Origin of the sequence: Reyranella sp. (assembly GCF_030651995.1) — a bacterium.
Lineage (GTDB): Bacteria > Pseudomonadota > Alphaproteobacteria > Reyranellales > Reyranellaceae > Reyranella.
The window spans coordinates 25,741-38,490 of the sequence record NZ_JAUSBN010000035.1; the positions used below are offsets into that span (position 1 = coordinate 25,741).

15 protein-coding genes are annotated in these 12,750 nt (G+C 66.5%); 8 read left to right on the plus strand and 7 right to left on the minus strand.

Translation table 11 applies throughout. The features are described 5' to 3' along the window. Positions 1 to 191 precede the first annotated feature (191 nt). Positions 192 to 725, plus strand: coding sequence for a hypothetical protein (locus Q7V45_RS09250; RefSeq protein ID WP_304850501.1), 534 nt, complete (start codon positions 192 to 194; stop codon positions 723 to 725). Here the strand turns inward: Q7V45_RS09250 and Q7V45_RS09255 are convergent. Genes Q7V45_RS09255 through bamE form a run of 4 tightly spaced genes read right to left on the minus strand, consistent with a single transcriptional unit; the run spans position 722 to position 3,090 of the window. Beyond that, the gene (locus tag Q7V45_RS09255) at positions 722 to 1,255 is read right to left on the minus strand and encodes a chromate transporter (RefSeq protein ID WP_304850504.1); all 534 of its coding nucleotides are present in this window, start codon (positions 1,253 to 1,255) and stop codon (positions 722 to 724) included. The two genes, Q7V45_RS09250 and Q7V45_RS09255, sit on opposite strands and share 4 nt — an antisense overlap. Next, positions 1,252 to 1,818 (minus strand): chromate transporter, encoded by a 567-nt coding sequence (locus Q7V45_RS09260; RefSeq protein ID WP_304850507.1) that lies wholly within the window; start codon positions 1,816 to 1,818, stop codon positions 1,252 to 1,254. The genes Q7V45_RS09255 and Q7V45_RS09260 overlap by 4 nt, the downstream gene beginning before the upstream one ends. Next, a complete protein-coding gene (locus Q7V45_RS09265) occupies positions 1,815 to 2,765 on the minus strand; it encodes a hypothetical protein (RefSeq protein ID WP_304850510.1) in 951 nt (316 codons plus the stop codon). Before Q7V45_RS09265 ends, Q7V45_RS09260 begins: the two co-directional genes overlap by 4 nt. 31 nt (positions 2,766 to 2,796) lie before the next feature. Continuing rightward, positions 2,797 to 3,090, minus strand: coding sequence for an outer membrane protein assembly factor BamE (gene bamE / locus Q7V45_RS09270; RefSeq protein ID WP_304850513.1), 294 nt, complete (start codon positions 3,088 to 3,090; stop codon positions 2,797 to 2,799). Between the two features lie 99 nt (positions 3,091 to 3,189). On the opposite strand from bamE, the gene Q7V45_RS09275 reads away from it, so the two are divergent. From Q7V45_RS09275 to Q7V45_RS09290, 4 genes are read left to right on the plus strand one after another with little or no spacing between them, the layout of a single operon-like run. Further along, positions 3,190 to 4,401, plus strand: coding sequence for a pyridoxal phosphate-dependent aminotransferase (locus tag Q7V45_RS09275; protein ID WP_304850516.1), 1,212 nt, complete (start codon positions 3,190 to 3,192; stop codon positions 4,399 to 4,401). Positions 4,402 to 4,408: 7 nt separating this feature from the next. Further along, positions 4,409 to 5,182 carry an ABC transporter ATP-binding protein gene (locus Q7V45_RS09280; protein WP_304850519.1) on the plus strand — a complete coding sequence of 258 codons (774 nt, stop codon included), beginning with the start codon at positions 4,409 to 4,411 and terminating at the stop codon, positions 5,180 to 5,182. Continuing rightward, the gene (locus Q7V45_RS09285) at positions 5,179 to 5,976 is read left to right on the plus strand and encodes an ABC transporter permease (protein WP_304850522.1); all 798 of its coding nucleotides are present in this window, start codon (positions 5,179 to 5,181) and stop codon (positions 5,974 to 5,976) included. Before Q7V45_RS09280 ends, Q7V45_RS09285 begins: the two co-directional genes overlap by 4 nt. 26 nt (positions 5,977 to 6,002) lie before the next feature. Beyond that, on the plus strand, positions 6,003 to 6,398 hold the full coding sequence (locus Q7V45_RS09290; RefSeq protein WP_304850526.1) for a hypothetical protein: 396 nt from the start codon (positions 6,003 to 6,005) through the stop codon (positions 6,396 to 6,398). Here the strand turns inward: Q7V45_RS09290 and mepA are convergent, their stop codons facing one another. Continuing rightward, positions 6,399 to 7,265: a penicillin-insensitive murein endopeptidase gene (gene mepA, locus Q7V45_RS09295; RefSeq protein ID WP_304850529.1), complete on the minus strand. Its 867-nt coding sequence runs from the start codon at positions 7,263 to 7,265 to the stop codon at positions 6,399 to 6,401. Between mepA and Q7V45_RS09300 the strand changes: the two genes are divergently transcribed. The 3 genes from Q7V45_RS09300 to Q7V45_RS27040 are packed head-to-tail and all read left to right on the plus strand — an operon-like array spanning position 7,264 to position 9,149. Further along, entirely contained in the window at positions 7,264 to 8,064 is an 801-nt protein-coding gene (locus Q7V45_RS09300) for an enoyl-CoA hydratase/isomerase family protein (RefSeq protein WP_304850532.1), read from the plus strand. The genes mepA and Q7V45_RS09300 overlap by 2 nt on opposite strands. Positions 8,065 to 8,066: 2 nt before the next feature. Then, entirely contained in the window at positions 8,067 to 8,903 is an 837-nt protein-coding gene (locus tag Q7V45_RS09305; RefSeq protein WP_304850535.1) for a TauD/TfdA family dioxygenase, read from the plus strand. A gap of 30 nt (positions 8,904 to 8,933) precedes the next feature. After that, positions 8,934 to 9,149: a CNNM domain-containing protein gene (locus Q7V45_RS27040; protein WP_370692582.1), complete on the plus strand. Its 216-nt coding sequence runs from the start codon at positions 8,934 to 8,936 to the stop codon at positions 9,147 to 9,149. A 3-nt stretch (positions 9,150 to 9,152) separates the two neighbouring features. Here the strand turns inward: Q7V45_RS27040 and Q7V45_RS09315 are convergent, their stop codons facing one another. Together Q7V45_RS09315 and Q7V45_RS09320 are read right to left on the minus strand one after the other, a co-directional pair. After that, the gene (locus Q7V45_RS09315; RefSeq protein ID WP_304850537.1) at positions 9,153 to 11,588 is read right to left on the minus strand and encodes a penicillin acylase family protein; all 2,436 of its coding nucleotides are present in this window, start codon (positions 11,586 to 11,588) and stop codon (positions 9,153 to 9,155) included. 4 nt (positions 11,589 to 11,592) lie between these two features. Further along, positions 11,593 to 12,750, minus strand: a complete 1,158-nt coding sequence (locus tag Q7V45_RS09320) for a CaiB/BaiF CoA-transferase family protein (protein WP_304850540.1) — start codon at positions 12,748 to 12,750, stop codon at positions 11,593 to 11,595.

Genomic DNA, 12,750 nt, shown 5'->3' on the forward strand with positions numbered 1-12,750 from the left:
TCGCGAATGTCCAAGGTTAATGCGGGAGGGCCCCTAACGTTGCTCCGGCGCCTCGGTTCGCCCGCTGCAGCGACATCGTTCGGCCGCATGCGCGGGCAACCGTACATCGTCGATCGCGTTCCATTTCCACGGCCAAGGCCGTCGAAGGGGGTCCCGTGAGAGTTCTTCCAGCGCTTGTTTCGTCAGTCCTGATGTTTACGGTCGTGCCCTCCATGGCGCAGCAAGTCGCTCTTGCGCCGGGAAAGTCCGATTGCGCCACCGATGAGCCCGATTCGGTCCAGATCAGCTGGAACTCGCCGTGCGAGGAAGGGAGCTGGCTTCTGGAGCCAGGGGTCGGTTGCCGGATGTGGGATTGGCATCCCGACAGGCAGGACAGGGCCATCTGGAGTGGGGCGTGCCATTCCACGCAGAAGGAAGGGAACGGCGTTGTTCAGTGGACTGAGCATGGCCGGCCGATCGATCGTTTCGAGGGCACTTACCGCAATGGACGTCGCGAGGGTTCGGGTCGGTACACCTGGAATGAGAGCGACCGCTTTGAAGGTTCCTACCTCAACGACCGGCCAAATGGTTTTGGAACGGTGACATTGGCCGGGACCACCCTGTCAGGTGAGTGGCGCAATGGCTGCCTGAAGGTAGGCCGCAAGACGGTGGCGGTCGGCGTTCCGCTGGCTAGCTGCGACGAAGAACCGGAATACACGGTAGAGGCGGCGCGGCTGTCGAACTAGGCGATGTTGAAATAGTGCAGCGCCATCCCGATCAGGCCCGAGGCCACGACGGGATAGGCGGGATTGATCTTGGTCCGCCACAACAGCAGGAAAACCGCCAGCGCGATGACGCCGAAGAAGAACTGCGTGATGGCGCCGCGCCCCATGATGATCGCGCCGGCGAGGACAAGGCCCACCGCCACGGAGCCCAGACCGGTCTGGATTGCGGGCCGCCAGCGCCAGGTCGCCAGATGGGTCCACAGGCGGCCGATGAAGAAGGTCAGCAGGCCGGTCGGCAGGAAGAAGGCGACGAGCGCCACGAGCGCGCCCGGAATGTGAGCGACGGTGACGCCGATCGAGGCGACCATCATCATGTTCGGTCCCGGCGCAAGCTGTCCCAGGCTGTAAAAATGCAGCAGTTCCGGAAACGTCACCCAGTGATAGGTGTCGACCGTGAGTTCCTTCATCTCGGGAAAGGCGGCCATGCCTCCCCCGATCGTCAGGAGCGACAGGTAGGCGAAGACACCGGCAAGGTCCCAGAGCTGCTTCACGGGACGTCCTTGTCGCGCGGCCGGTGCCACCAGATGGCCACGATCCCGGCCACGATCAGCGCATACGGGACTGGCACCTTGAAGAAGGCGACCGCCACGGCGGTGGCCGCGACGAACACGTAGTCGGCAAAGGTCTTCAGCGTCTTGGCACCGAGCTGGACCAGGACGACCAGGATGAGGCCCACTGCACCCGCCGCGATCCCGTGAAGGAACGCCTTGGACCAGGGACCGTCGCCGCCGGCGCCATAGAGGAAACCGGCAGCAATCATGAGACTGGCGCCGGGCAGGCACATGCCCAACGTCGCGACGAGGGCGCCCATGCCGCCGCGAAGACGGTCGCCCACCAGGATCGACATGTTGGTGGCGTTGAGGCCGGGCAGCGTCTGGCTGATCGAGAGCAGCTCGACGAAGGTCACGTCGTCCAGCCAGCGCTGGCGCACGACCAGGCCGGTACGCAGATAGGCGACCACGCCGCCGCCGATGCTCGTCGCGCCCATGACAAGAAAGACCCAGAAAAGCTTTCCGAGGGACGGTTTCGATAGGCTGGTGTCGGCGTCGCTCATTCGTGGGCTTGCGGCGGATTGCCCTTCAGACGATAGACAGCGCCGGTCTTGGTCGTGGTCAGCGCCAGCCAGTCCGCGGCCACCTGCTGGAGCTCCAGGAAGAAGCGCTCGCAGTGGTTCAGGGCCTTGTGCTTGATGTCGTCGGGGCCCGCGAACTTCAGTTGGAAGGCAAATTCGCCGACGAAAGAGTGATGGTCGCCGCGCGCGCGCCACAGGCCCAGATTGGCCGTCGCGGCCGTGTGATGGCCGAAGTCGAGCAGGCAGATATCCTGCAACAGTTCCTCGACGATCGTCTGATTCACGAGGGAGACGTTGTTTGGGCCGTCGCACGAGATCGCGCCCAGCGTCGGGAAGATCTGCGTGAGCTCCGGCAGCGACATGTTGCCGAGCGACGACATCACGATCCGGGCCGCCTGGGGGGCCTGGCTGAGGCCGAACTCGACGTTGTGCGACAGCAGACGCCGGACGCCGCCGAGCCTCTCCTTGAGCGGCATCACCTCGAGCTTGAACTTGATCTTGTACCTGCCGTCGATGCGCGGCCGCACGTCGAGGGCCTGGGCCTTTGCCATGTTGTCGCTGCGGTACTTGAAGACGATCTCGGGATCGCCGATCGGAAAGCCGTCCTCGTAGGCGATCCGGCGGCGCACGATGAAGTTGTTGTTGTAGAGGTGATAGCCGCCGGTATCGAGAAACAGGACCTCGCGCACCTCGGGCCGCTGCTGGGACTTGGGGGTGTGCTGGTAGCCGACGCCCGTTGTCGCCGCAGCGCGCTGGACCAGGGCAGCGAACTCCTTGAACACATGGGCCGACGTGAAGCGGTCGGGCTTGAGGATCAGCTTGCACTGCAGATACTGGATTTCGTCGCAGCGGCGGCCATCGGCATAGGTTGTGGCCTGGCGATCGGCAAGCCACTGCGCGATCTGCCCATCATCCTGATGTGAGTGCATTGTCTCTCCCTGACGATAGCGTAGCGCCGGCCTATGGCGCTGTCATCTGGGCCGATTGGGTCGCCTTGCCATAGGTATCGACCTTGCCGTCGGTGAAGCAGACGTAATAGCGGTCGGACATCGACCAGGGCGTCCGGCTCCAGAAGTCCCTGAGCACCGTGTAGTAGGCACAATCCTTGCCCGGCGAATGGGTCGATGCTTCGGGCGGCCCCATCACCGCTCGCACCTGCTCGCGATCCATTCCTGCCTGGAGACGCTCGACATTGTCGCCGTGCACGCAACCGGCCACCAGGAGGGCGGCAAGCAGGTGGGGCAGATTCTTCATGGCTTTCTCCTGTGATTAGTAGGGTTGGGCCTCGCCACCAACAATTGTCGTGCAGGCGCCTGACTGGCGCAATTCCGAACGATGCGGTACGTCCGCAGGATGCAAGACCACCCCAGATTTGTCGCGCCGGGCCTCCCGGCTTCGCTGAGCGGCGCCACCGCCGGCATGGCCGAGACTCCCATTTCCGAAGTGGCGATGACCGTGTTCGGGGACCCCGACGTGGTGCCCCTGTGGTTCGGCGAAAGCGATCTCGTGACGCCGGACTTCGTGCGCGACGCGGCGGCCAGGGGCCTGCAGGCGGGCGAGACGTTCTATACGTGGCAGCGGGGCATCCCCGAGCTGCGCAGTGCGCTGTCGGCCTATACCGAGCGGCTCTATCGCATCAAGTGTCCGGTGGAGCGCCTCACGGTGACGACCGGCGGCATGCAGGCCATCCTGCTGACCTGCCAGCTCCTGCTGGATCCCGGCGACAATATCGTGATCGTCTCGCCGATCTGGCCGAACATCACGTCGGCGACGAAGCTGGTAGGGGGCGTTCCGAAATACGTCGCCCTCGACCGCACGCCGACCGGCGGCTGGAAGCTCGACCTGCAGAAGGTCTTCGATGCCGTCGATAGCCGCACGCGCGCGATCTTCGTCAACTCGCCGGGCAATCCCACGGGCTGGACGATGTCCTCCGAGGAGCAGGCAGCGCTGCTCGAGTTCGCGAGGAAACGCGGCGTCTGGATCATGGCCGATGAGGTCTATGCCCGCCTGATCTACACGAAGCGGCCCGACGGCCGGCAGGTGGCGCCGTCGTTCCTCGAACTGGCCGGGCCGGACGATCCGGTCATCGTTCTCAACAGTTTCTCCAAGCCGTGGGCCATGACGGGCTGGCGCCTGGGCTGGCTCACCCATCCGGCGGCGCTGGGCGACCAGTTCGCCAAGCTGGTCCAGATCAACACCTCGGGCGTTCCCGCCTTCCTGCAGAAGGGCGCGGTCGCCGCGCTGGAGCAGGGGGACGATTTCGTCCACGAGATGGTCGAGCGCTGCCGCGCCGGCGGCGAACTGGTGTTCCAGCGGCTCTCCGCGCTGCCCAAGGTGAAGATCGCGCGGCCGGACGCGGCGTTCTACGCCTTCTTCTCGGTCGAGGGCGTCAGCGACACGCTGGCCTTCTGCAAGACGATGGCGAAGCAGTACAAGGTGGGCCTGGCGCCCGGCGAGGCCTTCGGGCCGGGCGGGCAGGGCAATGTCCGCCTGTGCTTCGCGTCGAGCGCGGCTCGACTGAGCAAGGGCCTCGATCGCATCGAAGCGGCGGTCAAGGCGTTGTGATGCCGGCATGCCCGCACCTCCCTCCATCGTGGTCCAGCACCTGCGCAAGGTGTATGGCGAGATCGTCGCCGTCGATGATCTGAGCTTCTCGGCGCCACGCGGCGCCGTGCTGGGGCTGCTCGGCGGCAATGGCGCGGGCAAGACGACGACCATCGCCATGCTGCTCGGCCTGCTAGAGCCGACGGCCGGCAGCATCGAGATCCTCGGCATCGACATGCTGCGGCGACGCTATGCGGCGCTGCCGCGCATGAACTTCTCCTCGCCCTATGTCGACCTGCCGCACCGGCTGACGGTGCGCCAGAACCTGCAGTTCTATGGCCGGCTCTATGGCGTGAAGGACCTGCGGCACCGCATCGAGGAGATCGCCGAGCACATGCAGGTCTCCGCGTTCCTCGACCGCCCCGCGGGCAAGCTCTCGGCCGGCCAGAAGACGCGCGTGGCGCTGGCCAAGGCGCTGATCAACCGGCCCGAGGTGCTGCTGCTTGACGAGCCGACCGCCTCGCTCGATCCCGACACCGCCGACTGGGTGCGCGGCTACCTCGAGACCTATCAGCGCGAAACCCGCGCCACGATCCTGCTCGCCTCCCACAACATGGCGGAGGTCGAACGGCTGTGCGACGACGTGATCCTGCTGCAGGCGGGCAGGGTCTTCGAGCGCGGCAGCCCCCGTGAGCTGCTCGACCGGTTCGGCCGCGAGGACATGGAGGAGGTGTTCCTCGACATGGCGCGCGGCCGGGGCCGCGGGCTCGACGCGCTGAAGCCTGAAGGAAGCAAGCCATGAGCGGCTCGCTCCAGCGCATCTACGCCCTCGTGCTGCGCCACATCTATCTCTGGCGCAGCTCGGTGATGCGCCTGGTCGATTCGATCTATTGGCCGGCCGTGCAGATGGTGATGTGGGGCTTCATGACCCAGTACCTGCTGCCGCAGGCCTCGTTCGTGGCGCAGGCCGCCGGCGTGCTTCTGTCAGGGTTGCTGCTGTGGGAGGTGGTGGTCCGCGGCAACCTCTCGCTCTCGATCGCCTTCCTGGAGGAGATCTGGTCGCGCAACCTCGGCCATCTCTTCGTCAGTCCCATCCGCTCCTGGGAACTGGCCGCCGGCATCATCATCGCGTCGCTGCTGCGTACCCTCCTGGGCATGATCCCGGTGTCGCTGATGGCCTGGGCGTTCTTCGGCTATTCGATCTACACGCTCGGCCTGCCGCTGCTCGCCTTCTTCGTGATCCTGCAGATGTTCTCCTGGTCGATCGGGCTCGCCATGTCGGGCCTGGTGATGCGGGTGGGGCAGAGCGCCGAGAGCTTCGCCTGGGCGGCCGTGTTCGTGCTGATGCCGGTGAGCGGGGTCTACTATCCCATCTCGGTGCTGCCGCACTGGCTGCAGGTCATCGCCTGGGGATTGCCGCCGGCCTACATCTTCGAGGGCATGCGCTCGATCATGCTGGAGAAGACGGTGCATTGGGACATGCTGGCGGTCGCCTTCGGGCTGTCGGCCGTCTATCTGGTGATCGGCTTCCAGGTGTTCCAGTGGTTCTTCCGCTCCTCGCGCCGGGCCGGTTCACTCCTCGGTCAGGGTGAGTAGAATAGGCCCGTTTCCGGAGGTGAGTGATGTTCAAGCATGTGATGGTTCCCGCTCTTCTTTCGCTCGCCGCCGCAGCGTGTTCGACCGTCGACAAGTTGGGCAGCGAGCCCATCACGCCGCCCAAGCCGGTGCCGGCCTGGTCGAGCGTCTACACCGTCCCTTATGATTCGATGGTGACCTGCCTCGCGGCCCCGGCCGCCAGCGGCTTCGTGGTCAACATCGAGCCGTCTTCGGCGCCGGGCACGACGACGGTCCTGTACGTGCCGCAGAGCGCCCCGCAGGCGGAGTCGCGCTACGTCGTGAAGCGTGTGCCCGACGGCACGATCCAGGTCGACTGGATCCGCGTCGGCACGGTGGGCGGTCTCGACTGGCTCGATGTCCAGGCTCGGCAGCGCGCCAATCGCTGCGGCGGAATCAGCTAGCTAGCGTGCATTCAGGACGGCGGCGCAGGCTGCCGGCAGCTTGGGCCGGTAGGGCTTGGGCGGTGTGGTCGGGGGCACCAGCGGCGCCTTGCGGAACCACGATTCGAGCGCTTCGCCGCAACCGTCATCTTGCGCATAGTCGGCCTGCGGCTGGCACTGAGGATTGCCCGGCGGGCAATAGAGGCGGATGTGAAAATGAGAGTCGTGCCCATACCAGGGCACGAGCTTGCGCAGCCAGGAGCGGTCGCCGCCGGTGGTCTGGCAGAGCCGCTGCTTGATCCATTTGTTCACGAAGATGCGGTCGAGATTGGGCATCTGCGCCGCCGTCCGGAGCAGCAGTACATGCTGCTCGTTGAAGACCGCATCGTCGATGCCGCTGTCGTCGGCCTTCACCAGCGAACGCAGGCGGGGATTCTCGCGATCGCCCGGCGCGCGGCGCGCGCCGGGCTGGCGTTCGAACCAGATGTCGACGTCGAGGCCGTTCTGGTGACTGGCGTGGCCGAAGGAGGCGGGACCGCCGCGCGGCTGGCCGATATCGCCGATGTAGAGATGGGGCTGGCCAACGGCCCGCATTTTTTCCGACAGGATCCTGATGAAGTCGATGGTGACGGGCTGGCCCCAGTAACGGTTGCGGCTGACCCGGATGGCCTCGTAGCCCGGACCCTCCAGCGGCAGCGCCTGCGCGCCCTGCAGGCAGCCCGCGGTATAGAAGCCGATCGACTGCGTCGGACCGGGTGCGGGCGTCTGGACCGTGGCCCAGTCGTCGGCGCGGGCGGCGTTTGCCAGAAGAAGGAGACCCGCGAGCAGCGGAACCACGAAGCGCATCATCTTGTTGGCACGATAGTCGCTCGCTAAGACTTTGCCCATGACGGACTACGAGTTCCTCGAGATCGACCGCCAGGGCGCTGTTACCTTGCTGACCCTGAACCGGCCGCAGCGGCGCAATGCGCTGACGCACCGCATGATGCTGGAGTTGGAGGACGCCTTCGTCGGCATCGGCAACGATGCGGCTTGCCGCGCGCTGGTCCTTCGGGGCGCAGGCGGGCACTTCTGCGCCGGGGGCGATCTCGACACGATGGCCGACCTGCCCCCCGTGCCGCCGGGCGGCACGGATCCGCTGCTCCCGACCTATCGCCAGTTCGGCAATGCGCTGCTGGCCCTGGAGACTCTGCCGCAAGCCACCATCGCCGTCGTCGAGGGGTCGGCGGTCGGGGCGGGGTTCGGCATGGCCTGCTGTTCGGACGTCGTGATCCTGCGTGAAGACGCCCGCTTCGGCATTCCCGAACCCCGGGTGGGCTTCATCCCCTCGCAGATCATTCCGTTCCTGGTTCGGCGGCTCGGAGAGGGGCCGGTGCGCGACCTCGCCGTGACCGGTCGTGTGATCGGTGCCGCCGAGGCCTACCGGCTCGGGATCGGGCGCCATCTCTGCGCGACCGGTGCCGAGGTCGAGGCGACGCTGGAAACCCTGCTGGATGACGTTCTGAGGATGGAGCCCAAGGCGCTGGCCGTGGCCAAGCGGCTGGTGCTGTCCTGCTCGAAGAAGGATGATCTCGACGTGCTCGACGAGGCGGCGGCAAGTCTGGTCGGCCTGCTGCGCCAACCGGAGGCGGCCGAAGGTATCCGGCATTTCATGGCGAAGACCACGCCGTCGTGGGCCAGGAGGTAGACATGCGAAACTATCGGCATATCGAAGTGAGACCGATCGCGGGTGCGCTGGGGGCGGAGATCCACGGCGTCGACATGGCGCAGGATCTCGACGCCGAGATTGTCGCGGAGATGCGTCAGGCCCTGCTCGACCATCTCGTGATCTTCCTGCGCGACCAGACGGTGACCCCGCTGCAGCAGCTCGCCTTCGCGCGGAAGTTCGGCGAACCGGTCGAGTATCCGCAGCTCAAGGGGCTGCCGGAATCGCCGATGATCACGCCGGTGGTGAAGCTCGAACACGAGCGCAACAATTTCGGCGGCATCTGGCATTCCGACACCACCTATCTGACGGTCCCGCCGATGGGCAGCATGCTGCTCGCGCGCGAAGTGCCGCCGTTCGGTGGCGACACGATGTTCGCCAACCAGTATCTGGCCTACGAGGCGCTGTCGGACGGGCTCAAGACGACGCTCGACGGGTTGATCGGCGTCAGTTCTTCGGCCAAGGCCGACGTCACGAAGACCCGCGAGGACCGCATGAAGGCGGCGGGCGCCGAGCTCAAGGTCATGATGGCCGAGCATCCGATCGTGCGAACCCACCCGGAGACCGGCCGCAGGGCGCTTTATACGTCCGACGCCCATACCGCGCTCATCAAGGGCTGGACGGAGAAGGAGAGCCTGGCGCTGCTGCGCTTCCTGTGGGAGCACCAGACGCGGCCCGAGTTCACCTGCCGCTTCCGGTGGGAAGCCGGCTCGCTGGCCTTCTGGGACAATCGCTGCGCCATGCACAACCCGATCAACGACTATCACGGCTACCGGCGCGTCATGCACAGGATCACGCTGGCCGGCGACAAGCCGCGATAGAGGGAGGAGGGCACGTCCGGAGCAGGCGGTTTGCCGGCGGTCCTGGTGCTGGTCGTTGCCAATGGCTTCTTCGTGGCGGCCGAATTCTCGCTGGTGGCCGTGCGTCGCAGCCGCGTGATCGAGCTGGCCGCCTCGGGCCGGATGAATGCCCAGGCGCTGGTGCGCTGGGCGTTCAAGATTGTCGACATGGAAGGACGGCGCATCGACAAGCTCCTGGCACGGCGGACGCCCACGCCCGAGGCCTGACCGTCAGCGCGCCGGCGGATTGAGCGTGATCGTGCCGACGGCGCTGCGCGCCGTTTCGGCGCGCGTCCCGCCGATGTTGATGTAGGCGAGGTTCTGCCAGCGCTCGACGAAGTTGTGAGCCCAGGGAGAGAGCATGTTTCCTGACTGGCCGAGCGGCGTCGCGAAGCGGCTGTTCTCGAGATCGCTGAAATCGTAGATGCCGCGATAGCCGGCGCCGTGCACGGCATCGAACGGCCGGCTTCCCCTGAAGGAAGGCGAGGCGCGATTCAGCGTCTGGTTGCCTCCGTCCGCCGGGTAGCGCACCGACGCGATGTTGCGCAGCAGCGGCACGCCGTCGAACAGGGGGTGGCGATGCACGGCGTAGTGTTCGCGGCCCCACTGCCACTTGGTCATGTCGGGACCCTGACGACGCGCGATCCAGTCGAGCGCCCGGTCCAGCGCCAGTGCAATGGCGGTTTCGCAGGTCTCGGCCACCTTGGTGCCGCCGTCGTCGCACCAACCCGGCTTGTCGCGCAGGATACGGACCATCAAGGGCACGTTGGGCACGGCGATCGAATTGAAGAGGTCCTCGCCCAGTTCGTCGGCCAGCAGGCCGCGCTGCACCTCGGTGATCCAGGCATCGTAGATCAGCGGCTCGGGCCGGCTCGCCAGCATGAACATGTTCCAGCGGCTCAGCAGGTCGCGCGCCTGCGCGGCGCGCGCATTGCGGGGTGCGCCCTTCAGCAGGTAAGGCAGCATCTCGGCCGCATCGAGCGTGAGATTGTCGGCCTGCATGACGATCATGCCGTAGACCGGATGGCGCTCGACCTCCCCCAGGAGCTGGGCGGCGCGGCGCTGGCGGAAGGGCTCGGCCCAGTCCTTGCTGATGAAGTGGCGGTAGTCGTTGGGTACCAGGCGACCGTTGGCGTTGACGATCCGGCCGCCCACCGGATTGTAGACGCGAGGCAGCTCGTCGAACGGCACGAAGCCTGCCCAATCAAACTCGGAGGTCCAGCCCGGTACCGGCATCGAGCCATCGCCCTTGCGCCGGATGGGCACGCGTGCCGGCGAGATCAGTCCGATGTTTCCCGACGTGTCGGCATAGACCATGTTCTGCATCGGCGAGACGATGCGGCGGGTGGCCGAGAGGAATTCATCCCAGTTCTGCGCCGAGCCGACGCGGGCAAAGCCCTCCGCCGAGGTGTCGGCGCCGTCGAGCGCGGTCGCCTGCAGAGCCAGCACGTGTCCCTGCGGCGTGAGGTTCTCGCCGCGGCGGACGAAGTCGTCGATCACCGGACCGTGCCGCGTCTCGCGCACCCTCATTGTGACCGGATCCCCCCAGGCAACCTTGATCGTCTCGTCGCGAACGACGAAGGGGCGGGCGCCGTCCGGCGTGATGTAGCGGTTGGGGTCGGTCGGATCGACCCGTTCGACGAAGACATCCTGGCTGTCCAGGTTGGTGGTCGTGAATCCCCAGCCGATGGTTCCGTTGTGGCCCAGGACGACGGCCGGCGACCCGGGTGAGGTGGCGCCCCGGATGTCGAAGCCTGGTCCGATCAGACGGGCGAGGTACCAGACGCCCGGAAAGGAGAAGCCGAGATGCGGATCGTTGGCGAGCAGCGGCCGTCCGGACACGGCGTGTGCGCCTGAGAGTACCCACTCGTTGGAGGCTTCCCGCTTCCGCGTCACCTCGTTGTCGGTGCCGTGAAAGATACGGTCGAGATCGATATCCTTCACGGCGGCCATGACCATCGACAGGGTCGAGTCCTTGCTGTCGCCGGACGGCTCGATCAGGAACTTCACGCCGTCCTCGCCGATCTTCTGCGACAGCCGCAGCCGCAGCAGCTCGGCCCGCCAGTTGCCGTCGAGGCCGAGCGCCATGAGCTTGGCCCACACCAGCGAATCGGCCGGACGCCAGGGGTCGGGCCGGTAGCGGCCGCCGGACAGGAGCTTGATCAGCGTGAGTTCCAGCCCGAATTGCTGGTCGTCGTCGGAGAGCCATGCATTCACGCCCGCGGCATAGGCGTCGAGGCGCGTGCGCATGGCGGGCGAGAGGGCGTTCACGCTCTCAGAGGCGCGGCGGTAGACCCCGAGGCCGCGCATGGTCCGGTCGCTGTCGACGAGGCCGCTGCCGACCAGGCGTGGCGGCACGAGTTCCGCCAGCCGTCCCTGGCCGATGCGGCGCATCAGCTCCATCTGCCAGAAGCGGTCCTGGGCGTGGACGTAGCCCAGGGCGAAGGAGGCATCCTCGATCGAGCCCGCGATGATGTGCGGGACCGCGTTCTTGTCACGCAGGATCTCGACCGGCGCCTTCAGGCCGGCCACGTCCATCGTGCCGCTGTAACTGGGCAGCGCGCCGCGGACATGGAAGTAGGCGCCGGTGAGGAAGACCGCGAGCGCCAGCGCCGCGCCGACCAGAAACTTTCCCAGAAAGGCGGCGACGCGGAGCAACAGCCTCACCGGGTCAACCGCCCAGATAGGAGAGGATCGAGTCGCGGTCGCCGTCGAGGTCCGGCGCGGCCGGCCGTGTCTTCGGATCGGGGAAGGCCGACATCTTGAGCGGGTTGCCGGCCAGCTTCAGCATGCCGCCGCTGCCGTCCGGCACGTCGACCAGCATGTTGCGCGCGGCGACCTGCGGATGCTCGATGGCCTGCGCGATGTTGTTGATCGGGCCGCAGGGCACGCCGCCCTTCGACACGACGGCGATCCAGTGATCGGTCGTGTTGGTCTTCAGCACGGACTCGATTTCGTCCTTCAGCTTCTTCTGGCTCTTCTGGCGCAGCGCGTTCGACTTGTACGCGGGATCGGTCGCCATGTCCGAACGGCCGAGCGCCTCGCACATCTTGATGAACAGGCCGTCGTTGCCAGCAGCGATGATCATCGAGCCGTCGGCCGTGGCGAAGGCCTCGAACGGGGTGATGGTCGGATGGCGCGCGCCGAGCGGGCCGGGGATTTCCTTCTCGACCGTGTAGCGCATGATCGCGTTCTCGAGCAGGGCGAGCTGGCAGTCGAACATCGCGATGTCGACCTTGGTGGACTCGCCGGTCTTGAGCCGATGCACGAGAGCGGCGTTCACCGCGACGGCCGTGTAGAGGCCGGCGCCGATGTCGCCGATCGACATGCCGACCCTGCTCGGCGGTTGGCCCTCGTTGCCGGTGATGCTCATGATGCCGCCCTGGCCCTGCATGACCATGTCGTAGGCGGGGTCCTTGGAGTTCGGGCCGGTGTGCCCGAAGCCCGACGCCGAGGCGTAGATCAGCTGCGGATACCGGGCGTGCAGCGTCTCCCAGCCGTAGCCCAGCTTCTCCATCGTGCCGGGGCGGAAGTTCTCGACCACCACGTCGGCCTTCTCGAGGAGCTTCTCGAAGATCCTGCGGTGCTCGTCGTTCTTGAGGTCGAGCGCGATGCTTTCCTTGCCGCGGTTCACCGAGGCGAAGTAGGTCGACTTTCCGTTCACGAAGGGACCGTAGGCGCGGGCGTCGTCGCCGCCCTTCGGCGGCTCGACCTTGATCACCCGGGCGCCCATTTCGGCCATCAGAAGGGTGCAGTAGGGACCGGCCAGGATGCGGGACAGGTCGACGACGAGAATGCCCGACAGCGGGCCCTTGGTATTCTGGGTCAT

Bases quoted from the DNA above. Each gene is read 5' to 3' on its own strand.
- Q7V45_RS09250 (WP_304850501.1), top strand. From the start codon at position 192: ATGTTTACGGTCGTGCCCTCCATGGCGCAGCAAGTCGCTCTTGCGCCG.
- Q7V45_RS09260 (WP_304850507.1), bottom strand. From the start codon at position 1,818: ATGAGCGACGCCGACACCAGCCTATCGAAACCGTCCCTCGGAAAGCTT.
- Q7V45_RS09265 (WP_304850510.1), bottom strand. From the start codon at position 2,765: ATGCACTCACATCAGGATGATGGGCAGATCGCGCAGTGGCTTGCCGAT.
- bamE (WP_304850513.1), bottom strand. From the start codon at position 3,090: ATGAAGAATCTGCCCCACCTGCTTGCCGCCCTCCTGGTGGCCGGTTGC.
- Q7V45_RS09275 (WP_304850516.1), top strand. From the start codon at position 3,190: ATGCAAGACCACCCCAGATTTGTCGCGCCGGGCCTCCCGGCTTCGCTG.
- Q7V45_RS09280 (WP_304850519.1), top strand. From the start codon at position 4,409: ATGCCCGCACCTCCCTCCATCGTGGTCCAGCACCTGCGCAAGGTGTAT.
- Q7V45_RS09285 (WP_304850522.1), top strand. From the start codon at position 5,179: ATGAGCGGCTCGCTCCAGCGCATCTACGCCCTCGTGCTGCGCCACATC.
- Q7V45_RS09290 (WP_304850526.1), top strand. From the start codon at position 6,003: ATGTTCAAGCATGTGATGGTTCCCGCTCTTCTTTCGCTCGCCGCCGCA.
- Q7V45_RS09300 (WP_304850532.1), top strand. From the start codon at position 7,264: ATGACGGACTACGAGTTCCTCGAGATCGACCGCCAGGGCGCTGTTACC.
- mepA (WP_304850529.1), bottom strand. From the start codon at position 7,265: ATGGGCAAAGTCTTAGCGAGCGACTATCGTGCCAACAAGATGATGCGC.
- Q7V45_RS09305 (WP_304850535.1), top strand. From the start codon at position 8,067: ATGCGAAACTATCGGCATATCGAAGTGAGACCGATCGCGGGTGCGCTG.
- Q7V45_RS09320 (WP_304850540.1), bottom strand. From the start codon at position 12,750: ATGACCCAGAATACCAAGGGCCCGCTGTCGGGCATTCTCGTCGTCGAC.